20 protein-coding genes and 1 pseudogene are annotated in these 21708 nt (G+C 58.4%); 16 read left to right on the top strand and 5 right to left on the bottom strand.

Features of this window, described 5'->3' with window-relative positions; translation table 11 throughout:
- Positions 1–44: 44 nt before the first annotated feature.
- Positions 45–1439 (bottom strand): argininosuccinate lyase, encoded by a 1395-nt coding sequence (gene argH / locus RGV06_RS13960; protein WP_198822399.1) that lies wholly within the window; start codon positions 1437–1439, stop codon positions 45–47.
- A 270-nt stretch (positions 1440–1709) separates the two neighbouring features.
- Here argH and RGV06_RS13955 point away from each other — a divergent pair.
- The 8 genes and pseudogenes from RGV06_RS13955 to RGV06_RS13920 form a co-directional block, all read left to right on the top strand.
- A pseudogene (locus RGV06_RS13955) lies at positions 1710–1829 on the top strand (sensor histidine kinase); the annotation flags it as partial.
- On the top strand, positions 1826–2572 hold the full coding sequence (locus RGV06_RS13950; protein ID WP_019824430.1) for a LytR/AlgR family response regulator transcription factor: 747 nt from the start codon (positions 1826–1828) through the stop codon (positions 2570–2572). The pseudogene RGV06_RS13955 and the gene RGV06_RS13950, both read left to right, overlap by 4 nt.
- A gap of 127 nt (positions 2573–2699) precedes the next feature.
- The gene (gene hemC, locus RGV06_RS13945; protein ID WP_019824432.1) at positions 2700–3641 is read left to right on the top strand and encodes a hydroxymethylbilane synthase; all 942 of its coding nucleotides are present in this window, start codon (positions 2700–2702) and stop codon (positions 3639–3641) included.
- Entirely contained in the window at positions 3638–4405 is a 768-nt protein-coding gene (locus tag RGV06_RS13940) for a uroporphyrinogen-III synthase (RefSeq protein WP_046808607.1), read from the top strand. The genes hemC and RGV06_RS13940 overlap by 4 nt, the downstream gene beginning before the upstream one ends.
- 16 nt (positions 4406–4421) lie before the next feature.
- Positions 4422–5549: a uroporphyrinogen-III C-methyltransferase gene (locus RGV06_RS13935; RefSeq protein ID WP_019824434.1), complete on the top strand. Its 1128-nt coding sequence runs from the start codon at positions 4422–4424 to the stop codon at positions 5547–5549.
- Positions 5546–6787 (top strand): heme biosynthesis protein HemY, encoded by a 1242-nt coding sequence (locus RGV06_RS13930; RefSeq protein ID WP_019824435.1) that lies wholly within the window; start codon positions 5546–5548, stop codon positions 6785–6787. The genes RGV06_RS13935 and RGV06_RS13930 overlap by 4 nt, the downstream gene beginning before the upstream one ends.
- Before the next feature lie 221 nt (positions 6788–7008).
- Positions 7009–7536: a disulfide bond formation protein B gene (locus tag RGV06_RS13925; protein WP_019824436.1), complete on the top strand. Its 528-nt coding sequence runs from the start codon at positions 7009–7011 to the stop codon at positions 7534–7536.
- A gap of 191 nt (positions 7537–7727) precedes the next feature.
- Entirely contained in the window at positions 7728–8198 is a 471-nt protein-coding gene (locus RGV06_RS13920) for an Rsd/AlgQ family anti-sigma factor (RefSeq protein ID WP_019824437.1), read from the top strand.
- A gap of 58 nt (positions 8199–8256) precedes the next feature.
- Here the strand turns inward: RGV06_RS13920 and RGV06_RS13915 are convergent, their stop codons facing one another.
- Positions 8257–8922 carry an FKBP-type peptidyl-prolyl cis-trans isomerase gene (locus RGV06_RS13915; protein WP_198822398.1) on the bottom strand — a complete coding sequence of 222 codons (666 nt, stop codon included), beginning with the start codon at positions 8920–8922 and terminating at the stop codon, positions 8257–8259.
- A 247-nt stretch (positions 8923–9169) separates the two neighbouring features.
- On the opposite strand from RGV06_RS13915, the gene RGV06_RS13910 reads away from it, so the two are divergent.
- On the top strand, positions 9170–10114 hold the full coding sequence (locus RGV06_RS13910) for an AlgP family protein (RefSeq protein ID WP_322150230.1): 945 nt from the start codon (positions 9170–9172) through the stop codon (positions 10112–10114).
- On the opposite strand, the gene RGV06_RS13905 is transcribed toward RGV06_RS13910, so the two are convergent.
- Positions 10111–10575 (bottom strand): TIGR02444 family protein, encoded by a 465-nt coding sequence (locus RGV06_RS13905; RefSeq protein WP_322150229.1) that lies wholly within the window; start codon positions 10573–10575, stop codon positions 10111–10113. The genes RGV06_RS13910 and RGV06_RS13905 overlap by 4 nt on opposite strands.
- 50 nt (positions 10576–10625) lie before the next feature.
- Here RGV06_RS13905 and RGV06_RS13900 point away from each other — a divergent pair, with 50 nt between their 5' ends.
- From RGV06_RS13900 to RGV06_RS13880, 5 genes are all read left to right on the top strand, one after another.
- A complete protein-coding gene (locus tag RGV06_RS13900) occupies positions 10626–12536 on the top strand; it encodes an ATP-binding cassette domain-containing protein (protein WP_322150228.1) in 1911 nt (636 codons plus the stop codon).
- On the top strand, positions 12536–13093 hold the full coding sequence (locus tag RGV06_RS13895) for a mechanosensitive ion channel domain-containing protein (RefSeq protein ID WP_019824446.1): 558 nt from the start codon (positions 12536–12538) through the stop codon (positions 13091–13093). The genes RGV06_RS13900 and RGV06_RS13895 overlap by 1 nt, the downstream gene beginning before the upstream one ends.
- A 114-nt stretch (positions 13094–13207) precedes the next feature.
- Positions 13208–13840 (top strand): LysE family transporter, encoded by a 633-nt coding sequence (locus RGV06_RS13890; protein WP_019824448.1) that lies wholly within the window; start codon positions 13208–13210, stop codon positions 13838–13840.
- A 66-nt stretch (positions 13841–13906) separates the two neighbouring features.
- Positions 13907–15805 carry a cytochrome c/FTR1 family iron permease gene (locus tag RGV06_RS13885; RefSeq protein WP_046808612.1) on the top strand — a complete coding sequence of 633 codons (1899 nt, stop codon included), beginning with the start codon at positions 13907–13909 and terminating at the stop codon, positions 15803–15805.
- 110 nt (positions 15806–15915) lie between these two features.
- Positions 15916–16368, top strand: a complete 453-nt coding sequence (locus RGV06_RS13880; RefSeq protein WP_048360584.1) for a YaiI/YqxD family protein — start codon at positions 15916–15918, stop codon at positions 16366–16368.
- Here RGV06_RS13880 and elbB read toward each other — a convergent pair whose 3' ends face one another.
- Complete coding sequence (elbB, locus tag RGV06_RS13875) at positions 16369–17034, bottom strand: isoprenoid biosynthesis glyoxalase ElbB (protein ID WP_048352270.1); 666 nt, start codon at positions 17032–17034, stop codon at positions 16369–16371.
- A 108-nt stretch (positions 17035–17142) separates the two neighbouring features.
- On the opposite strand from elbB, the gene RGV06_RS13870 reads away from it, so the two are divergent.
- Positions 17143–18381, top strand: a complete 1239-nt coding sequence (locus RGV06_RS13870) for a sterol desaturase family protein (protein ID WP_322150224.1) — start codon at positions 17143–17145, stop codon at positions 18379–18381.
- Here the strand turns inward: RGV06_RS13870 and RGV06_RS13865 are convergent.
- Positions 18359–18979, bottom strand: a complete 621-nt coding sequence (locus RGV06_RS13865) for a DedA family protein (RefSeq protein ID WP_048352268.1) — start codon at positions 18977–18979, stop codon at positions 18359–18361. The genes RGV06_RS13870 and RGV06_RS13865 overlap by 23 nt on opposite strands.
- Positions 18980–19425: 446 nt before the next feature.
- Between RGV06_RS13865 and ppk1 the strand changes: the two genes are divergently transcribed.
- Positions 19426–21663 carry a polyphosphate kinase 1 gene (ppk1, locus tag RGV06_RS13860; protein ID WP_322150222.1) on the top strand — a complete coding sequence of 746 codons (2238 nt, stop codon included), beginning with the start codon at positions 19426–19428 and terminating at the stop codon, positions 21661–21663.
- The last annotated feature ends 45 nt before the right edge of the window (positions 21664–21708 follow it).

Here is a 21708-nt window from a genome sequence, read left to right as displayed (position 1 = left end):
AAAACGGGCACCCGAAGGTGCCCGTTTTTTGTATTGCTCAGAAGTTAGCGGGTAGCCAACAACGCCTTGCCACGAACAACAGCTGCTTTCACTTGCGCGGGCGCAGTGCCGCCGATGTGATCGCGGGCATTGACCGAACCTTCCAGCGTCAGCACGGCAAACACGTCGTCTTCAATCTGATCGCTGAACTGGCGCAGTTCTTCGAGGCTCATTTCTGCCAGATCCTTGCCTGTCTCGACACCGTATTTAACGGCATGGCCGACGATTTCGTGGCAGTCACGGAACGGCAGGCCACGGCGAACCAGATAGTCGGCCAGGTCGGTGGCGGTCGAGAACCCGCGCAATGCCGCTTCACGCATGATTGCGTGCTTTGGCTTGATCGCCGGGATCATGTCGGCAAAGGCGCGCAACGAGTCGCGCAGGGTATCGGCTGCGTCGAACAGCGGCTCCTTGTCTTCCTGGTTGTCCTTGTTGTAGGCCAGCGGCTGGCCCTTCATCAGGGTCAACAGGCCCATCAGTGCACCGAATACACGGCCACTTTTGCCACGTACCAGTTCTGGCACGTCGGGATTTTTCTTTTGCGGCATGATCGAACTGCCGGTGCAGAAACGGTCCGGCAGATCGATGAACTGGAACTGCGCGCTGGTCCAGAGCACCAGCTCTTCGGAGAAGCGCGACAGGTGCATCATCGCAATGCTGGCCGCGGCGCAGAATTCGATGGCGAAGTCGCGATCGGACACGTTGTCCAGCGAGTTGCCGCCTACAGCGTCAAAGTTCAGCAGTTGAGCAGTGAACTCACGGTCGATCGGGTAAGTGGTACCCGCCAGTGCGGCGCTGCCCAGGGGCATGCGGTTGGTACGCTTGCGGCAGTCGACAAGACGTTCGTAGTCGCGGCTGAGCATCTCGAACCAGGCCAGCATGTGGTGACCGAATGTCACTGGCTGTGCCGTCTGCAGGTGCGTAAAGCCGGGCATGATGGTTTCAGCTTCGCGTTCGGCTTGTTCCAGCAGGCCTTTTTGCAGGCGGGTAATTTCGGCCAGGATCACGTCGATTTCATCACGCAACCACAGGCGGATATCGGTGGCTACCTGGTCGTTACGGCTGCGGCCAGTGTGCAGCTTTTTGCCGGTCACGCCGATGCGGTCGGTCAGACGCGCCTCGATGTTCATGTGCACATCTTCCAGATCGATGCGCCAGTCAAACGTGCCCGCTTCGATTTCGCTCTGGATGGACTTGAGGCCATCGATGATGCTGTCGCGCTCTGCATCGGTCAGTACGCCAACCTTGGCCAGCATGGTGGCGTGAGCCACGGAGCCCATTATGTCGTGGCGATAAAGGCGCTGGTCGAAAGTGACGGAGGCGGTGAAACGCGCAACGAAGGCGTCGACGGGTTCACTGAAGCGGCCGCCCCAGGACTGATTGGTCTTGTCGGTGCTCATGGATTCGCTCGTAATCGGCTGAGGGGGAGTTACACAAAAAGTTACCGCGGATCATAACAGGGTTGCCAATCAAGGCGTTGACGCAGGTCGGCAGGTTTTTGTGTGAAGTGCGGTATAAACAAAAATCCGAAACGAAATGTATCGTTTGAATACTTTCGTCTTGGCAACCGTCTACAGTTGGTCGTATGGATCAGTCGCTGCAGGTCTTTGTAGATCGCCAGACGTATCCGGTATTAAATCGAGCAACCGAGACAGGTGAATTTTGCTGTGAGGTTTACGGCACTTTTTGGCCTTCGCGCTAGTCTTAGCGTGGATCGCCGTGACAGTCGTCACTTCACCTGTCTACGCTATCCTTGTGCGAGACTCACGCAGGAATACAGCGCTATATGAATGTCCTGATCGTTGATGACGAAACCCTGGCCCGCGAGCATTTGAGCCACTTGCTCAGCACGCTTGGGGGCTACACGTTGCTGGAGCCTGGCGCCACAAATGGCGAAGAGGCACTCACCCTGATCGAAAACCTGAAACCGGATGTCGTTTTGCTCGATATCCGTTTGCCGGGCCTGGACGGGTTGCAGGTGGCAGCCAAATTATGCGAGCGCGAGCTACCTCCTTCGGTGGTGTTTTGCGTGGCGCCTGACGAATTTTCCGTGCAGGCCCTGCAAGACAGCGGGGTCAGCTATGTAATCAAACCGGTCACCGCACAGGACTTGAGTGCCGCCTTGAAAGAGGCCCATCGGCCCAACCGCGTGCAACTGGCCGCGCTCACCCGGCCTGCTGCGCAAACCGGCAGTGGCCCGCGCAGTCACATCAGTGCCAGAACCCGCAAAGGCATTGAACTGATCCCGATCGACCAGGTGATCTACTTTATAGCCGACCATAAGTACGTGACCTTGCGTCACGCTGGCGGCGAAGTATTGCTTGATGAACCGCTCAAGGCGCTCGAGGACGAGTTTGGTGAGCGCTTTGTGCGAATTCACCGTAATGCACTGGTAGCGCGTGACCGGATCGAGCGTTTGCAGCGCACGCCGCTGGGGCACTTTCAGTTGTTCCTTCGAGGGCTCAACGGTGACGCACTGATCGTGAGCCGACGGCATGTGGCGGGAGTGCGCAAAATGATGCAGCAGCTGTAGTTCGCGCTGAAAAAGGCGCTGGAGCGCCGTTTTCGGGCCAGGGAGGCCGAGGACTTTCTGATACAAGTCAAAGCTGTTTTGGCTGAGCTGTTATTATCAGCCGTATCTTTTCAGTACGGATTGATCCATGTCCTCTCGCGAAATCCGCATCGCTACCCGTAAAAGCGCCCTGGCTCTGTGGCAGGCCGAATACGTTAAAGCCCGTTTAGAGCAGGCTCACCCAGGTATTTTGGTGACCCTGGTGCCCATGGTTAGCCGTGGTGACAAGCTGCTGGACTCGCCGCTGTCGAAAATCGGCGGCAAGGGGCTGTTCGTCAAGGAGCTGGAAACGGCTCTGCTTGAAAACGAAGCCGACATCGCCGTGCACTCCATGAAGGACGTGCCGATGGACTTCCCGGAAGGTCTGGGCCTGTTTTGCATTTGCGAGCGTGAAGACCCGCGTGATGCCTTCGTCTCCAACACCTTCTCCAGTCTCGATGACTTGCCGCATGGCAGCGTTGTCGGTACGTCCAGCCTGCGCCGCCAGGCTCAATTGCTGACTCGCCGTCCGGATCTTGAGATCCGCTTTCTGCGTGGCAACGTCAATACTCGTCTGGCCAAGCTTGATGCAGGCGAATACGACGCCATTATTCTGGCTGCTGCCGGTCTGATCCGCCTCGGCTTCGAAGATCGCATCACCTCTGCCATCAGCATCGATGACAGCCTGCCCGCTGGCGGCCAGGGTGCCGTAGGCATCGAGTGCCGCAGCGCAGACACCCAAATCCATGCCTTGCTGTCACCCTTGCACCATGCCGATACCGCCGTGCGCGTAACGGCAGAGCGTGCTCTGAACAAGCATCTCAATGGTGGCTGCCAGGTACCGATCGCGTGCTATGCGGTGCTGGAAGGCGAGCAAATCTGGCTGCGCGGGCTGGTCGGTGAGCCAAGCGGCGGCGTGTTGCTGAGCGCCGATGCCCGAGCGCCGCGTACTTCGGCTACCGAGCTGGGTGTGCAAGTGGCCGAGGCGCTGCTGGCCCAGGGCGCAGGGGATATCCTTAAAGCCGTCTATGGTGAGGCAGGTCACGAGTGACCGGCTGGCGCTTGTTGCTGACCCGGCCTGCCGAGGAGTCGGCAGCCCTGGCCCATGAACTGGCGGCTGCGGGGGTTTACAGCAGCAGCTTGCCACTTCTGGCGATCAGGCCATTGGCCCTGACCGACGCGCAGCGTGCGCTGGTTGAGAGTATTGACCGTTACTGCGCGGTAATTGTCGTCAGCAAGCCTGCGGCGCGCCTGGGGCTTGAGCTGGTCAATCAATACTGGCCACAAGCGCCGCGACAGAAGTGGTTCAGCGTTGGCGCCGCCACCGCGCAGATTCTCGCCGACTACGGCCTCGATGTTAGCTACCCTCAATGCGGGGATGACAGCGAAGCCTTGCTGGCGATGCCTGAGTTTGAATCAGCGGTTGGCCGTGATCAGCCCAAGGTACTGATCCTGCGCGGGGAGGGCGGTCGTGAGATGTTGGCGGACCGTCTGCGTAGCCTTGGGGCGCAGGTCGACTACCTTGAGCTCTATCGTCGCGAACTGCCGTCATACCCGCCTGCGACCCTGTATCAGCGAGTTAAAGTGGAACGCCTGAACGCGCTGGTGGTCAGCAGTGGGCAGGGTTTTGAACATTTACGCCAATTGGCAGGCGATACCTGGTCGCAACTTGGAAGCTTGCCATTGTTTGTTCCAAGCCCTCGGGTTGCTGAGATGGCACGCAGCGCCGGGGCGCAAAACGTTGTGGATTGTCGTGGCGCGAGTGCCGCGGCTTTGCTGGCGGCGCTGCGGGAGCATCCCGCACCTGCTTTCTAATGCAAAGGATGGATTCGTGAGCGAAACAGTCTTGTCCAAAGAACACGTACAGCCCGCGCCAGAAGCGCAGGCTAAAAATGCTGAGCCTGCGCCGCAGGGTCGGGGCAATGGTCTGGCCGTTTTCGCCCTGTTGCTGGGCGCTGCCGGTATTGCCGTGGGCGGCTGGGGTGTGTGGCAGGTGCGTCAGTTGCAAGCCACCACCCAGCAGCAGCTAAGCGACGTACCCGCACTGGCTGCGCAAACGCTGTCGATCAAGCAGGGTGAGCAACAGTTGCTGACGCGCGTCAACCAATTGCCCTCCGCGGGCGAGCTGGATAACCAGCGTCAACTGGTTGTGCAGTTGCAAGGCGATCAGCAGCGCCTGAACCAGCGCCTCGAAACCGTGCTGGGTGAAAGCCGCAAAGACTGGCGTCTGGCCGAGGCCGAGCACTTGCTGCGGTTGGCGACCTTGCGCCTGTCGGCTCTGCAAGACATCACCAGCGCCGAGGCGCTGGTTCAGGGTGCGGACGCCATTTTGCGCGAGCAAAATGATCCGGGTTCTTTCGCTGCCCGTGAACAACTGGCAAAAAGTCTTGCGGCACTGCGCAGCATTGAGCAACCGGATCGCACGGGCCTGTTTTTGCAATTGGCCGCCTTGCGTGATCAAGTTGCACAGCTCAGCGCCCTGGCCCCGGCCTATCAGAATCAAGGTGATTCGCTGGCAGGCCTGACGGCAGACGGTGATGGCGCGAGCCGTTGGGCGCAGTGGTGGGATGAAATCTCGCACTACATTCGTATTGACTTCAATGCCGACAAAAATGTGCGCCCACTGTTGGCAGGTCAAAGCCTGACGCAAGTTCGCCTGGCCTTGAGTCTTGCACTCGAGCAAGCCCAATGGGCGGCCCTCAATGGTCAGGAATCGGTGTACACCCAGGCCTTGGCGCAAGCGCAAGAAGTCCTCAAGGGCAACTTCAACCCGGATAACCCGCAGAGTAAAAAAATTCTTGAGCAAGTAATCGAACTCGGCAAGCAGCCGGTCACGGTTAAAACCCCGGACCTTGCTGCCACCCTGAGCGCGGTGCAGGCTTATCTTGAGCGTCGGCATGTGCGTGCTGACGAGCCAGGTAAAGCGGCTGCCAACCCGGCGCAGGAGACTCTTCCATGAAGCGTTTCTACGTGATTGTGTTTTTGTTGATTGCAGCTGCGGCCTGCATCGGCCTGGCAATCGCTGAGGACGCGGGCTATGTGCTGATTGCTTACAAAAGCTTTCGCTACGAATCCAGCGTATGGGCAACGCTCGCTCTGCTGGCGGTCCTGTGGTTGCTGGTGTGGGGGATCAAACTGCTGGTAGAGCTGGTTACGGCTTCTACCGGGTTGGTGAACCCGTGGTCGCGGCGTAATCGCACCCGTCGGGTGCAGATCGCCATCGAGCAAGGCCAGATGGACCTCGCTGAAGGTCGTTGGGCCAGTGCGCAAAAGCACCTGGCGCGTGCTGCTGAAGCTGAGCCTCAACCCTTGCTCTACTATCTGGGCGCCGCACGCGCCGCCAACGAACAGGGGCATTACGAAGAAAGCGATAACTTGCTCGAACGTGCACTGGAACGTCAGCCCCAGGCTGAACTGGCCATTGCCTTGAGCCATGCCCAGTTACAAGTGGACCGCGCCGATACAGATGGCGCGCTGATGACCCTGCAAGCCATGCACGAGCGTCATCCGCATAACGTCCAGGTGCTACGCCAGTTGCAGCGTCTGCACCAGCAGCGTGGCGACTGGGCGGCGCTGATTCGTCTGTTGCCTGAGTTGCGCAAGGACAAGGTTTTGCCGGCCAAGGAGCTTGCAGAGCTTGAGCGTCGGGCCTGGGGACAAAATCTGAGCCTAGCGGCCCAGCGCGAAACTGAAGGCGAGGCAGGGCTGCAATCTCTGCAACGTTCCTGGCAACAACTCACCTCGGCTCAGCGCCAGGAGCCCGCACTGGTTCTGGCCTACGCTGAGCAGTTACGCCAGTTGGGCGCGCAAACAGAAGCCGAAGAAGTCTTGCGTGGAGCGCTCAAGCGCAGTTACGACAGTCATCTTGTGCGGCTCTATGGCCTGGTGCGCGGCAGCGACCCGGTCAAGCAGTTGCAGGTCGCCGAAGGATGGCTAAAAACCCACCCGGGGGACGCCAGTCTGCTATTGACCCTTGGCCGCTTGTGCTTGCAAAACAGCTTGTGGGGCAAGGCCCGGGACTATCTCGAAAGCAGCCTGAAGGTTGAGCGCAATCCTGAAACCTGTGCAGAGCTGGCGCGACTGCTGGCTCAGCTAGGGGATACAACGCGCAGCAATCAACTGTTTCAGGAAGGGTTGAATCTGCTGGATGAGCGTTTGCTGGCATCACCTTTGCCAGTGACGGCCACCAGCCTCTGAAACAAGCCGTCTGGCGCGTGTTTAAGCGCACGTCAGACGGGTTGCTTAACCCAGCGAATACGTTAACGAGTCGGTATTTCCTACGCGCAATACACTAGAAGCCTTCAGCTCTTGTTGGTAATTCCTTACTTTCTTCAAGAAGTATCCGCATAGGCCCACCTTGAAAGGGCCAATGGCTTTCATCTACCGTAACCGACTGTCTCTTTTGTTACGGAAAAGCCATGTTTTTGGCAGGCTCACGTTTCATTTTCTTTTTGGCCTTTCTCATCGGCGCCTTGGTGATGGGTGCAACTCTGTATCTGGAGTATGGGCCCGGGCTCAAGCCCTGTTCGTTATGTCAGGTGCAACGGCTTTTCCTGCTGGGGTTCTGTCTCGTCAACCTATTGGCTTTTGTGCATGGCCCACGGCGTTTTGGCCTGTGGTGCTATTCCATTGCGTCCACGTTGTTGGCACTTGGAGGCGCTGCGAGTGCCTTGAGACAGGTAAGGCTGCAAGTGTTGACGCCAGAGCAGTTGATGTTCTGTCAGCCGGAGCTGACCTGTGTCTGGCGCAACATGTCGCCCGGCGAAATTTTTTCAATGATTTATCGGGGCAGTGAAGACTGCACGCATATTCACTGGACCATTTTTGATTTGAGCGTTCCCGAGCTAAGCCTGTTGGCCTTTATCGGCCTGCTTGTGCTGAGCATCTTTCAGATAACACGCTCAATGCATGCTGGCAAATTACGCCGTGGCTGCGACGTGACGTAGCAGTCTGGATTAAACACTTGTATGAATTTTCTCTCCTGCGTACCTTGAAGCAGTTGCCGTGCGGGCATAATCTGGCCCGCACGTATTACTGGAGTTATGCCGCCCAATGCCGGTGCAATCGCGCAGGTTTTGGTTCACATAGGCCCGGCTGAAGTCGGGTGGCATGGGCCCACAAGGGAAGAGAGATCATCATGCTCGAAAGATGTGAGAGTGCTCAGGAACGATTCAACGGCGTCCACCAACTGGTTGATCGCTGGTTGCATGAGCGCCGTAAACTTGTGAGTGCTTATGCTGCTCTGATCGATCAGCAAAACAATCCCAAGCGTGGGCCTCAAAAAGAGTTTTGCCAGATCCTGGTCGACTACGTTTCTGCAGGCCATTTCGAGATTTACGAGCAGCTGAATCAGGAGGCCCAGGCCTTCAATGATGAGCGCGGGCTTGCCTTGGCCGAGACCATCTACCCGCGAATCAACGTGATTACCGAAGCTGCCCTGGCCTTCAACGATCATTGCGACGGTAAGGCCCATCGACCCGACTGCGACAAGCTGGCAGAAGAAATCAAGATTCTTGGCGCCTTGCTGGATGAGCGTTTTGAGCTTGAAGACTGCCTGATTGAGGTGCTGCATAACGCGCACAAACAGAAAGAAGCCGCTCAGGCTTAAGCAGTTGGCAGTAAAAAAAACGGTGCGCCATGGCGCACCGTTTTTTGTTGTGGAGCATTCACTTTCTGATAGAGAACAGTTCGATTTCAAACACCAGCGGCGTATCGGGATCAATCAAATCCCCCGCACCCTCAGCCCCGTAAGCCTGACTGGAAGGGATCACCAATCGCCATTTCGCGCCGACGGGCATCTGCACCAGTGCGCTGCGCCAGCCCGCGATTACGCTGTCCAGGCGAAACCATTGAGGCTGGTTGCTGTGGTCGAACACTGTGCCATCGGGCAGGCGGCCCACATAGCTCACATAGACTGAGTCCTGTGCGTCAGGTTTTGCCCCCGTACCGGGTTTGAGTTCTGTCAGGATAATGCCGTCAGCCAGTTCACGAGCCTGAGGCTGCTGTTTTTCCTTCAACAAAAAATCACGCTCAGGCTCGGATGCAGTGTCACTTTCGGGCGAGTTTTGTGTGTTGTCGGCCTGGGCCTGGTGCTGCGTCAATATCTGTTCAATACGCTCATCACTTAGCGCCAGCGGCTTGCCTTGATAGGCCGTGCGCAGCCCCTCAATCAACGCCTTTATTTGTAGGTCCGGCATTTCCTGGCGCAAGCGCTCTCCCAGGCTGGCACCCAGGCTATAGGCCAGGTCGTGCGGGGCATCGGGGGAGGGCGCCGGGGCTGCATGAGCCAAAGGTGCAAGGCACAACAACGTCATTAATAAGTAACGCGGCATGGTAGTTCTCCGGCGTGAAGTGCGAGGGATTATGCCAGCGCTAAAGCGTGCACCGATGATTTATTCAGGGGTTTGGATAACGTTGAACCACCCGCAAAATTTAGTCGCTGTGATTGTTAAAGATTGATCCAGCACAAGTTTTTCGACGTCATGCAACGCACAGCTATCCTTAGTGTCAACATGCCCTAGCGGCGGTAGTTACAGAGGTCTAGTATGAGCCGCACTCACTTCAGCCAGGAGGTAAACCATGTCGGCCAATAAGAAGCCCGTTAATACGCCGTTGCACTTGCTCCAACAGCTCTCAGGCAGTCTGCTTGAGCATTTGGAAAACGCTTGTTCCCAAGCGTTGGCTGATGCTGAGAAATTGCTCGCCAAGCTTGAAAAGCAGCGCGGCAAAGCGCAGGAAAAACTGCACAAGTCCCGCGCCAAACTGCAGGACGCTGCCAATGCTGGCAAATCCAAGGCTCAGGCGAAAGCCAAGTCTGGCGTCAAAGAGCTTGAGCAACTGCTCGACTCGCTCAAAGAACGTCAAACTGAAACGCGCACTTATATCCTGCAACTCAAGCGCGATGCTCAAGAAAGCCTGAAGTTGGCCCAAGGCATTGGTCGCGTCAAAGAGGCCGTAGGCAAAGCGTTGTCAACGCGCGATGCCAAGCCTGCGTCAGCTGCGAAAAAACCTGCTGCCAAAGCAGCCGCTAAAGCCCCGGTCAAGGCCCAGGCTAAAGCAGTCGCCAAGCCTGCGGCCAAAGCGGCTGCGCCAAAACCGGCGGCAGCTCGCACGGCAAAACCTGCGGCAAAAACCGCCGCGGCCAAGCCAGCCGCCAAGCCTGTAGCTGCCAAAACAGCTGCAGCCAAGCCAGCCGCTAAGCCCGCAGTGGCCAAACCGGTTGCTGCCAAAGCGCCAGTCAAAGCACCGGTTAAAGCGCCTGTAAAAGTCGCCGCCAAGCCTGTTGCTAAAACAGCCGCTGCCAAACCTGCTGCTGCCGCCAAGCCTGCCGCTGCCAAACCTGCGGTAAAAGCCCCGGCAAAACCGGCCGTCAAAAAGCCTGCAGCGGCCAGACCGGCAGCCAAGCCTGCCGCTACACCCGCCAAGCCTGCTGTAGCACCCGCTGCCGCTGCGCCTGCTGTTACTGCTACGCCAACCCCGGCATCTGCAGCAAACTCGGCTACCACCCCAACCAACGCTTCTTAAGCGTTGTTGATTGCGGCGCGCAGCGTGTGCAGCGCGCCGCAATCAGGGTGGTCGGCATTGCCCGCCACCCTCTGCAGCCAATCGCAAGGTTCTTGCGATTGCACTGTCGACCAGCCTTGAGTTACCGATTCCAAGCGCTGCAATAAGGTTCGCTCAGCCTCCAGTTCCAACGACTTGATCTGCTTGCGTAACGCTGCCAGCGCATCGTCTCGGGTTGCCGCCTCACGCCAGTGTGTTCGCAATAGCCGCAAGGGCTGAACCACCTCACGCTGCCAAGGCCCGGCGCAGGCTTTTAATTGCCCCAGGCGCTCCTCATCGCAGGCCACGCCACGCTCCTCAAGCCAGGCCGCACACAGTACAAGGCATACATCCAGGCCCTGGCTCTGCAAGTGCAGGCACGCCGGTTCTACACCTGGGCGGGCGTAGAGGTTCAAACAGTAATTCCACAGGTCAGTCTGCATAGTGCAATTCGCGCCAGTTGAGAGGGAAGCTGGTAGACTCCGCCGCCATTATGATCCGACTTCAGAACCTGACTTTACAGCGTGGTCCGCAACGTCTGCTAGAAGACGCCGAGCTGACCCTGCACGCCGGCCACAAAGCCGGTCTGGTCGGCGCCAATGGCGCCGGTAAATCCACTTTGTTCGCCTTGCTGCTGGGTGAGTTGACGCCTGATTCCGGGGATTGTCTGCTCCCGGCCGACTGGCGGATTGCCCACATGCGGCAAGAAATCGACACGCTCGACCGCATTGCGATCGACTACGTGCTCGATGGCGACCTGCGCTTGCGTCAAGTGCAAGCCGATCTGGCCAAGGCCGAAGCTGAAGAGGATGGCGCCGCACAGGCACGCCTGCACTCTGAACTCGACAGCGCCGACGGCTACACGGCTGATGCCCGGGCCCGCAAAATGCTCGCCGGGCTGGGTTTTACCAACGAACAAATGGACCGCCCGGTCGCCGACTTCTCCGGTGGCTGGCGGATGCGCCTTAACCTGGCGCAGGCGCTGATGTGCCCGTCGGATCTATTGCTGCTCGATGAGCCGACCAACCACTTGGACCTCGACGCCATTCTGTGGCTGGAAGACTTCCTGAAGAACTACCCCGGCACCTTGCTGCTGATCTCCCACGACAGGGATTTTCTCGACGCAGTGGTCGATAACATCGCCCACGTCGATCAGCGCAAAATCACCCTTTATCGTGGTGGTTACAGCGCATTTGAACGTGCCCGTGCCGAGCGTCTGGCCCAGCAACAGCAGGCCTACGAGAAGCAGCAGGCGCAACGTGCGCACATGGAAAGCTACATCGCCCGCTTCAAGGCCCAGGCCACCAAAGCCCGTCAGGCCCAAAGCCGGATCAAGGCGCTGGAGCGCATGGAAGAACTGAGCGCGGCCCATGTGGATTCGCCGTTCGACTTCGTGTTCCGTGAAGCGGTCAAGCTCTCCAGCCCGCTGCTCGACTTGTCCGATGCACGCCTGGGGTATGGCGATAAAACCATCCTGGAAAAGGTCAAGCTGCAACTGGTCCCGGGCGCCCGTATTGGCTTGCTCGGGCCAAACGGCGCGGGTAAATCGACCCTGATCAAAAACCTTGCGGGTGAGCTCGAGCCGCTGTCGGGTCGCCTGGCCCGTGGCGAGAATTTGGTGGTTGGCTACTTTGCCCAGCATCAACTCGACTCGCTGGACTCCAAGGCCAGCCCGTTGCTGCACATGCAGCGTCTGGCTCCTGCTGAACGTGAACAAACCCTGCGTGATTTCCTCGGTGGCTTCGACTTCCGCGGTGCGCGCATTGACGAGCCGGTGCTGAATTTCTCGGGTGGTGAAAAAGCCCGCCTGGCACTGGCGTTGATCGCCTGGGGCCGGCCGAACCTGTTGCTGCTCGACGAACCGACCAACCACCTCGACCTCGAAATGCGTCTGGCGCTGACCATGGCGCTGCAAGAGTTCAGCGGTGCAGTGCTGGTGGTGTCTCACGATCGGCATTTGCTCAAAAGCACCACGGATGAATTCCTGTTGGTGGCTGATGGCAAGGTGCAGGAATTCGACGGTGACCTCGAAGATTATGCGCGTTGGTTGGCTGACTACCGTTTGCGCAACGCGCCGGCAAGTACCACGCCGGTCAACCCTGACAAGACCGATAAAAAGGCTCAGCGTCAGGCTGCCGCAACGTTGCGCCAGCAACTGGCACCGCACAAACGCGAAGCCGACAAGCTCGAAAGCGAACTGGGCAAGGTCAACGAGAAGTTGGCCAAAATCGAAACCAGTCTTGGCGACAGCGCGGTTTACGAAGCATCCCGCAAGGACGAATTGCGTGATCTGCTGGCAGAACAGGCCAAGCTCAAGGTGCTCGAAGGTCAGTTGGAAGAACGCTGGATGGAAGCTCTTGAGCTGCTTGAGTCCATGCAAGCGGAACTGGAAGCCCTGTCCTGATGGAAGCCCTGAACTTACCCCTGCCCGCCGAGCTGATCGCACCGCTGTGGATCGGCTTGCAGATTCTGCTGATTCTGTTGGCCGGCTATTTCTCTCAGCGCGTAGTGGCTCGCTTCCTTACGCGTCTGGGCGAGCGCTATCCGTTTCCGCCTCAGTTGATGATGCCTCTGCGAGGCGGGCTGCGCTGGTTCATCATGGGCAGTGCGGTGATTGTCGTCCTGGAGCGACTGGGTGTATCAGCCACCGTGTTGTGGACTGCGCTCTCGGGTTTTGTGGCCGTGGCAGCGATTGCCTTCTTCGCTATGTGGAGCGTGCTGTCCAACCTGCTTTGCGCGGTGTTGATCTTCACGGTGGGCCCGTTTCGCATTGGCGACATCGTGGAGCTGCTCGATACGCTCGACAAGCCGGGCGTCAAAGGTCGGGTTGTGGCCATCAACCTGCTCTACACCACCCTGATCGAGCCCGCAGAAGCAGGCAGCGGCAGCAGCATGGTGCAAGTCCCTAACAGCCTGTTCTTTCAGCGCTCGGTTCGTCGCTGGCGTGAAAGCGATCTTTGAAAGCACGGCCATCCCCCTGTAACCGCTGCGGCAGCGGCCACAAAAAGTAGTGGTCAATTTTCAACCAACACATTAGCTTAAAGGACTTGTTACAGATCTTGTCCGAGGTGTGCGATGTCGTTGGAAACGTGGTTGGCCTTTTTTGCTGCCTGTTGGGTCATCAGCCTGTCGCCTGGGGCAGGGGCAATTGCCTCGATGTCGTGCGGTCTGCAATACGGTTTCTGGCGCGGTTACTGGAACGCTTTGGGCCTGCAACTGGGTCTGGCGTTGCAAATTGCAATTGTTGCCGCCGGGGTTGGCGCAGTGCTTGCCGCCTCATCCACAGCCTTCTACGCGATCAAATGGTTCGGCGTTGCGTACCTCGTCTACCTGGCCGTTAAACAGTGGCGTGCCCTCCCGGCGGACCTTAGCGATGACGCGGCTGTGCGCCCCATCGGTAAGCCTCTGGCGCTGATTTTTCGCGGCTTCCTAGTCAATGTCAGCAACCCCAAGGCGCTTGTTTTCATGCTCGCGGTCTTGCCGCAGTTCGTAAATCCCTCTGCACCTCTGGTGTCCCAATACGTGACACTGGGCGCGACTATGATCTGCGTTGACCTGATCGTAATGGCCGGATACACCGGGCTCGCGTCCAAGGTCCTGCGTTTGCTGCGCACCCCCAAGCAACAACGGCGCATGAACCGCACTTTTGCAGGCCTGTTTGTGGGCGCAGCGGGTTTTCTTGCGACGTTGCATCGCGCCACGACCTAAAAATCTTGAGTCGCGGTCATTGGAAGTGAACAATGTGTTACTTCTCATTTCCATCCGGATTTATTAATGACCGCCCGCTCGCGTTTTTTTGCCTGGTTGATGTTGCCAGTGCTCGCGTTGTGCAGCCTTGCTGTGTCTGCCAACTCCCCGGAAGGCGCCTCACAAGCGCTGCACCTGATCGACTACATCGGCGCGGACTACCCGCCTACCGTTGAGGACGGGAAGGTCATCGATGAAACCGAGTACCGCGAGCAGCTGGAGTTTCTGACCGTACTCAAGGGCTTGATTGCGGACTTGCCAGAACGTCCTGAACGAGCCGATTTGGCTCGGGGCGTGAATGCCTTGCATGCCGCCATCGAAAAGCGTGAGGACGGCACCGCCGTTGCCCGTGAAGCGCGGCAGCTGGGTGCCAGACTGGCGGTGGCCTACGAGGTCAGCCAGGCACCTGCCATTACCCCTGACCCCACCCGCGGCGCACCGTTATATGCCCAGCATTGCTCGGTGTGCCACGGTGAAACCGGCGCCGGTGATGGCCCCGCCAGTGTGGGCATGACGCCGCCTCCGGCTAACCTGCGCGATGTGCAGCGTCTGGACCGGCTCAGCCTTTACGCGATCTACAACACGCTGGGCCTGGGCGTTGAGGGCACTGACATGCCTTCGTTTGCCGATCAGCTGGACGAGCGTCAGCGCTGGGACCTGGCGACCTACATCGCCGGCTTGAGTGCTGACCCGGCGGCTGTGAAGGCAGACAAAACCTACAACCTGGCGGATCTAGCCCGTCAAACCCCGAATGAAGTGCTGGCAGCTGAAGGCCCCGAGGCGACTGCGACCTTCCGTGCCCAGCGCGCGCAACCGCCGCAAGTCAAACGCGGCCCGGCGCAGTTGCTCGATTACACCAGCGCCACCCTGGACAAAAGCCTCGCGGCCTACCGCGCCGGCGACCGTGAGCAAGCCTACGACCTGTCGGTAGCCGCTTATCTGGAAGGCTTTGAACTGGTCGAAAGCTCGCTGGATAACGTTGACGCCAACGTGCGCAAAAATACCGAGAAAGCCCTGATGGCGTATCGGCAGTCGTTGCAGGATGGCTTGCCGATCGAACAGGTCGAGCAGCGTCTGGACGCCGCAAAAGACTTGCTGAAAGAATCAGCCGGGCTGCTGGGCAGCGATGGTTTGAGCTGGACGTTGAGCTATGTTTCAGGCTTGTTGATTTTGCTGCGCGAAGGTCTGGAAGCCATTTTGGTCCTGGCTGCAATTCTTGCCTTTTTACGTAACACCGGCCAGCAATCGGCGGTGCGTAGCGTCAACATTGGCTGGGGCCTGGCCCTGGTTGCGGGCCTTGCTACCTGGGCCCTGGCCGCCTATGTCATTGACGTCAGTGGCGCCCAGCGCGAACTGCTTGAAGGTTGTACCGCCTTGTTCGCCAGCGTCATGGTGTTGTGGCTGGGTGTCTGGATGCACGACCGTCGTCATGCGGCGGCGTGGCAGGACTACATCAAAAGCAGTCTGGTCAGCGGTGGCGGGCGTTTTGGTTTTGCGATCCTGGCGTTTTTCTCGGTGTACCGCGAACTGTTCGAAGTGATCCTGTTTTATGAAACCCTGTGGTTGCAAGCCGGCCCTGCAGGTCACAACGCGGTAATAGCGGGTGGCGCCACGGCACTGGTATTGCTGATGGGCCTGGCGTGGATCATCCTGCGCGGCTCGGCCAAATTGCCATTGGCGCTGTTCTTCGGCATCAACGCGGCACTGCTGTGCGCGCTGTCGGTAGTGTTCGCCGGGCATGGCGTGAAAGCGCTGCAAGAGGCCGGCATTTTCGGCACGCGGCCGGTAGCGTTCTTTGACTTCGACTGGTTGGGCATCCACGCTGATGCGTACTCGCTGAGTGCGCAGGCAGTCGCCATTCTGGCGATTATCGTGCTGTACAGCCGTAGCAAGCTGGCTGAAAAACGCCGGGTGCAGGCTTCGTAAGCACAAACTCATGCCGTGGAAGCGAGCCTGCTCGCGAACGATCTTCGCGAGCAGGCTCGCTTCCACGGTAGAAGTGTTTTTTGTAGCCATCACTGTTCAGGAGTTACCCCATGCGTGTCTGGATCGACGCAGACGCTTGCCCCAAGGCAGCGAAGGACCAAGTCATCAAGTTCGCCCTCAAGCGTCAGTTTGAGGTGGTGCTGGTGGCGGGGCAGAGTCAGATCAAGCCGACCTACGCGCTGGTCAAATTGATCGTGGTGCCCAGTGGCCCGGATGCGGCTGATGACTACTTGGTGGAGCACGCGGTGCCCGGTGAGCTGGTGATTTGCAGCGATGTGCCGCTGGCCGATCGGCTGGTGAAAAAGGGCGTTGCAGCGCTGGATCCGCGGGGCAAGGAGTTTGACCCGCAGAACATGGGGGAGCGCCTGGCGGTGCGCAATCTGTTTACCGACCTGCGTGAGCAAGGTCAGATGGGCGGCGGGCAGGGCGCGTATGGCGAACGCGAAAAGCAGGCGTTCGCCAACTCGCTGGACCGTATCCTGACCCGGTTGTCGCGAGGCTGATCAGGCCTTTTGGGTCAGCTCCAGCACGCGGTCAACCATTTTGTTGATCCCGGATGCCGCTTCGCTGATGGACTGGGCGAGCATGTAGGCCGGGGTGCTGACCAGTTTTCGGGCTTTGTCTTCGACAATTTCCGACACTTCGCACTCTTCGTGGGAACCCCCCATCTTGGTTACGGCGGCGGCGGTGTCTGCGTCCGAACCGATGGTGCAAATCACGCCCGGGCCATAAATCTTGGCGGCGATGGCGGGCGAAATACACATCAAGCCAATGGGTTTACCCGCTTCGGCAAAAGCCTCGGCCAAGCACAGAACGTCAGCCTGAACCGTGCACGCGGCGCCTTCAGTGGCAAAGCTGGACAGGTTTTTGGCTGCCCCAAAACCGCCGGGAATGATCAGGGCGTCAAAGTCTTCGACCTTGGCTTCACGCACATCCTTGATTTCACCTCGGGCAATACGGGCGGATTCCACCAGCACATTGCGCGTCTCGGGCATTTGTTCGCCGGTCAGGTGGTTGATGACGTGCAGTTGCGCAATGTCGGGGGCAAAGCACTGCACTTTGGCGCCGCGCTGGTCCAGGCGCAGCAGGGTGATCACGCTTTCGTGGATCTCGGCGCCGTCATAGACGCCGCAACCCGAAAGAATGACGGCAACTTTTTTTGTGGTCATGTCGGTCTCCTTGTTCATGGCGTTAATGTCGCCTGATTTGGCGCTTGATGCCATAGGGTTTCGCGCGAAGTCCGCCTACGCTTTAGGAATTGTCGGACGGGGTGTGCCATGAAGCTGATTCTGTATGCAGTTCCGTTTTTCTTTGTACTGATTGCCGTCGAGTTGCTGGCTGACCGCTGGCGCGGGATGCGCACCTATCGCCTGGCAGACACCATCAGCAGCTTGAGCGCGGGTGTGCTGTCGACCACTACCGGTTTGCTGACCAAAGGCGTAGGCCTGATCACTTACGCGCTGGCGCTCAAGTATTTGGCGCTGGTGCAACTGCCGGAAGACAGCCTGTGGGTCTGGCTGTTTGCTTTTGTGTTCTACGACTTTTGCTATTACTGGCACCATCGCCTCGGGCATGAGCGCAATGTGCTGTGGGCCGCGCACTCGGTGCATCACCAGAGTGAAGACTACAACTTGTCCACCGCCCTGCGCCAAACCAGTACCGGGTTCGTATTTGGCTGGGTCTTTTACCTGCCGATGGCCGTACTGGGCGTGCCGCTGCTGGTGTTCGTCACTGTAGCGACGCTTAACCTGCTCTATCAGTTTTGGGTCCATACCCGCCATGTACCCAAGCTGGGCTGGTTCGAGTGGTTCTTTGTGACGCCTTCCAATCATCGGGCTCACCATGCGCAGAATGCTCTCTACATGGATCGTAATTACGGAGGGGTGTTCATTCTGTGGGACCGATTGTTTGGCACCTTTCAGGAAGAGGAGGACGCGGAACCGGTTATTTTCGGCGTGACGACACCGCTGCAAAGCTGGAACCCGCTGTGGGCCAATTGGCAATTTTATGGTCAGTTACTCGCCGATGCCCGGCGCACCGAGCGCTGGCGGGACAAACTGCGGATCTGGTTTATGCCCACGGGCTGGCGCCCTGCGGATGTGGCGACGAAATACCCGAGGGACAAGCCAGAGTTGAGCCAGTTTGAAAAGTTCGAAGTCCCATTACCGTTGCGCCAACAGCTGTACATCGCAGTACAATTCGCGGTTTATGTGGCGCTGGGGAGCTATTTGCTGAACCTGGGCGAGACATTGCCGACCCCGGCGTTGATCCTGGGGTGGGGCTATATGGCATTGGGGTTGTTCGTGCTGGGGGCCGGGCTGGAGAATAGGCCCTGGGCGCTGAAGCTTGAGGGGTTGCGCCTGGCGCTGAATGTACCGCTGCTATGGCTGGCCCCTTGGGCGGGGCTATGGCCGGCCAGCGCATTGGGCTGGATCGGCCTGTTCAGTTACACCGTGTTGAGTGTGATGGGCCTGTATAGGTGCAGAAGCCGGATCACTCAGCTGGCGGGTTGCTGACCTCAACGCTGGTTTTGTTCTTCTCTTCGAGTGCGGTCTGTTTGGCCTGGCGCGCATTCTTGAAGCGGCGGCGGGCCCACAGGCCCAGGCCGATCAGCAGCAATGCTCCAAGCACCCACAGCTCATATTTCTTGACGTTACCCAGCAAACCTTCGAGTACGGCACCAAAGTGGTACGCCGCAGTAGCCAGGGCGATAGCCCAAATGGCAGCACCGATACCATTGAGCAACAGGTAGCGGCCCGGAGGGTATCCCGACAGGCCAATTGCCACAGGCATGACGGTACGCAGGCCGTAGACGAAGCGAAAACTCAAGACCCAGATATCCGGGTGCCTGCGAATGTGCTCCAGCGCCTTGTCGCCCATAAGTTGCCAGCGCGGTTTGCGCGCCAACAGTTTGCGGCCGTGCTTGCGCCCCAGGAAATACCACAACTGATCACCGGCATAACTGCCGAGGAACGCCACGATCATGACCAGTTTGAGGTCCATGTATCCGCGGAACGCCAAGAAGCCTGCGAGAACCAGAATGGTCTCACCTTCAAAGAACGTCCCTAGAAACAGGGCGAAGTAGCCGAATTCTTGAAGAAATTGTTGGAGCATTGTCTGGATGCTGGCGAAATGAACGCGCAGCCTACGCCTTAAGGGACGTTCGGGAAAGTATCGAAATGTGTCTTTGCGTTAACAAATCCTACAAATCATGTGTATTTGACCTACATCATTAGCGTTGTCATCTAGTGTTCATGGCGAGGGGCTATAACCATGCGCGAGGTGATTATTGCCTCAAACCTGTGGGAGCTGGCTTGCCTGCGATGGGGGCTACGCGGCCTGGCAGGCAAGCACAGGTGATGCCATCGCGAGCAAGCCCGCTCCCACATGCCGGTACCTCTGGAAACAATTTCAACAAATCGCCCTCTAACCAGGCTCTAGCCCGCATAAAGCGCCTATGAGCGGTTTAAACCCGCAGGCGTTGATGGCATTCTGGCAACTTGACTGGCGGCGCCGCTTAACTGTTACGAGAGTCAAACCCGCTCTTACAGGATCATTCAATGAATACCGAAGGACTTGCTGAAATCGTTGCCACTGAAGCTCAGCCGATTGCTGAGCCAGTCTCTGAAACCCCGCCTGAACCTCATGCCCCTGCGCCTGTTGCAGCCGAGACGCATGCGGCGGTACATCCGGCGATTACCATTCCTGGCCTTGATGACAGCAGCCTGTATATCCACCGTGAGCTGTCGCAATTGCAGTTCAACATTCGTGTGCTGGAACAAGCACTGGATGAGTCCTACCCCCTGCTTGAGCGTCTGAAGTTCCTGCTGATTTTCTCCAGCAACCTGGATGAATTTTTTGAGATTCGTGTCGCGGGCCTGAAGAAGCAAATCACCTTCGCCCGTGAACAGGCCGGTGCTGATGGCTTGCAACCGCATCAGGCCCTGGCCCGTATCAGTGAGCTGGTTCATGGCCATGTTGATCGCCAATACGCGATCCTCAACGACATCCTGCTGCCCGAACTTGAAAAGCATCAGGTGCGCTTTATCCGTCGCCGGCACTGGAACACCAAGATCAAGGCGTGGGTACGCAAGTTCTTCCGCGACGAAATTGCGCCGATCATCACCCCGATTGGCCTTGACCCAACGCACCCGTTCCCGCTTCTGGTGAACAAGAGCCTTAACTTTATCGTCGAGCTTGAAGGCATCGATGCCTTTGGTCGTGATTCGGGCCTGGCGATTATCCCGGCGCCGCGCCTGTTGCCGCGTGTCATCAGGTTGCCTGAAGAAGTTGGCGGCGCAGGGGACAACTACGTGTTCCTGTCGTCGATGATTCATGCGCACGCCGATGATCTGTTTCAGGGCATGAAAGTAAAAGGCTGCTATCAGTTCCGCCTGACCCGTAACGCCGATCTGGCGGTCGATACCGAAGATGTAGAAGACCTGGCCCGCGCCCTGCGCGGCGAGTTGTTCTCTCGTCGTTACGGTGATGCCGTGCGTCTGGAAGTCGCAGATACCTGCCCCAAGCATCTGTCCGACTACCTGCTCAAGCAGTTCAGCCTGCACGAAACCGAGTTGTATCAGGTCAATGGCCCGGTGAACCTCACGCGTCTCTTCAGCATCACGGGGCTCGACAGCCACCCTGAGCTGCAATACACGCCGTTCACCCCGGCTATCCCTAAGTTGTTGCAGAACAGCGAGAACATTTTCAGCGTGGTCAGCAAGCAGGACATTTTGCTGCTGCACCCGTTTGAATCGTTTACCCCGGTCGTTGATTTGCTGCGTCAGGCGGCCAAAGACCCGCATGTACTGGCGGTGCGCCAAACCCTGTACCGCAGCGGTGCCAACTCCGAAATCGTTGATGCGCTGGTCGATGCAGCGCGTAACGGTAAAGAAGTCACCGCGGTGATCGAGCTGCGTGCGCGATTTGACGAAGAGTCCAACCTGCAACTGGCCAGCCGTCTTCAAGCGGCCGGTGCGGTAGTGATCTACGGCGTGGTTGGCTTCAAGACCCACGCCAAGATGATGCTGATCCTGCGTCGTGAGGCGGGGGAGATCGTGCGTTACGCGCACTTGGGTACCGGCAACTATCACGCTGGCAACGCCAAGCTCTACACCGATTACAGCCTGCTGACCTCGGACGACGCGCTGTGTGAAGACGTGGGCAAGTTGTTCAGCCAGCTGATTGGCATGGGCAAGACGCTGCGCATGAAAAAACTGCTGCATGCGCCGTTTACGTTGAAAAAGGGCATGCTCGACATGATTGCCCGCGAGACCCAGTTCGCGGTCGAAGGCAAGGCTGCGCACATCATTGCCAAGTTCAACTCGCTGACCGATCCGAAAATCATCCGTGCGCTGTACAAAGCCAGCCAGGCAGGCGTGCGAATCGATCTGATTGTGCGTGGGATGTGCTGCCTGCGCCCGGGCATTCCAGGTGTATCGCACAACATCCACGTGCGCTCGATCATCGGCCGCTTCCTGGAGCACACACGGGTGTTCTACTTCCTCAACGGCGGTGAAGAACAGATGTTCCTGTCCAGTGCCGACTGGATGGAGCGCAACCTCGATAAACGCGTGGAGACGTGCTTCCCGGTAGAGGGTAAAAAGCTGATTTTGCGGGTCAAGAAAGAACTGGAGTGCTACCTGACCGACAACACCCACAGCTGGAGCCTGCAATCGGACGGCCGTTACATCCGCAACACGCCAACCGGTAACCAGAACCCACGCAGCGCCCAGGCAACATTGCTGGAGCGTTTGAGCCTGCCCGTATTGACGGTGAGCACCGGGCCTTCGGTGTAACGCAGCTGCCCTTGTGGGAGCGAGCCTGCTCGCGAATAACCTTCG

It is taken from the genome of Pseudomonas sp. CCI3.1 (assembly GCF_034313985.1).
In the GTDB taxonomy this organism is placed as follows: Bacteria; Pseudomonadota; Gammaproteobacteria; order Pseudomonadales; family Pseudomonadaceae; genus Aquipseudomonas; species Aquipseudomonas psychrophila.
Note: the sequence above shows the minus strand (reverse complement) of the source record. Positions and strands in the feature narration are given on the sequence as shown.

Coding starts and splice junctions, on each gene's coding strand:
- argH (WP_198822399.1), bottom strand. CDS start 1,439: ATGAGCACCGACAAGACCAATCAGTCCTGGGGCGGCCGCTTCAGTGAA.
- RGV06_RS13950 (WP_019824430.1), top strand. CDS start 1,826: ATGAATGTCCTGATCGTTGATGACGAAACCCTGGCCCGCGAGCATTTG.
- hemC (WP_019824432.1), top strand. CDS start 2,700: ATGTCCTCTCGCGAAATCCGCATCGCTACCCGTAAAAGCGCCCTGGCT.
- RGV06_RS13930 (WP_019824435.1), top strand. CDS start 5,546: ATGAAGCGTTTCTACGTGATTGTGTTTTTGTTGATTGCAGCTGCGGCC.
- RGV06_RS13925 (WP_019824436.1), top strand. CDS start 7,009: ATGTTTTTGGCAGGCTCACGTTTCATTTTCTTTTTGGCCTTTCTCATC.
- RGV06_RS13920 (WP_019824437.1), top strand. CDS start 7,728: ATGCTCGAAAGATGTGAGAGTGCTCAGGAACGATTCAACGGCGTCCAC.
- RGV06_RS13915 (WP_198822398.1), bottom strand. CDS start 8,922: ATGCCGCGTTACTTATTAATGACGTTGTTGTGCCTTGCACCTTTGGCT.
- RGV06_RS13910 (WP_322150230.1), top strand. CDS start 9,170: ATGTCGGCCAATAAGAAGCCCGTTAATACGCCGTTGCACTTGCTCCAA.
- RGV06_RS13905 (WP_322150229.1), bottom strand. CDS start 10,575: ATGCAGACTGACCTGTGGAATTACTGTTTGAACCTCTACGCCCGCCCA.
- RGV06_RS13900 (WP_322150228.1), top strand. CDS start 10,626: ATGATCCGACTTCAGAACCTGACTTTACAGCGTGGTCCGCAACGTCTG.
- RGV06_RS13895 (WP_019824446.1), top strand. CDS start 12,536: ATGGAAGCCCTGAACTTACCCCTGCCCGCCGAGCTGATCGCACCGCTG.
- RGV06_RS13890 (WP_019824448.1), top strand. CDS start 13,208: ATGTCGTTGGAAACGTGGTTGGCCTTTTTTGCTGCCTGTTGGGTCATC.
- RGV06_RS13885 (WP_046808612.1), top strand. CDS start 13,907: ATGACCGCCCGCTCGCGTTTTTTTGCCTGGTTGATGTTGCCAGTGCTC.
- RGV06_RS13880 (WP_048360584.1), top strand. CDS start 15,916: ATGCGTGTCTGGATCGACGCAGACGCTTGCCCCAAGGCAGCGAAGGAC.
- elbB (WP_048352270.1), bottom strand. CDS start 17,034: ATGACCACAAAAAAAGTTGCCGTCATTCTTTCGGGTTGCGGCGTCTAT.
- RGV06_RS13870 (WP_322150224.1), top strand. CDS start 17,143: ATGAAGCTGATTCTGTATGCAGTTCCGTTTTTCTTTGTACTGATTGCC.
- RGV06_RS13865 (WP_048352268.1), bottom strand. CDS start 18,979: ATGCTCCAACAATTTCTTCAAGAATTCGGCTACTTCGCCCTGTTTCTA.
- ppk1 (WP_322150222.1), top strand. CDS start 19,426: ATGAATACCGAAGGACTTGCTGAAATCGTTGCCACTGAAGCTCAGCCG.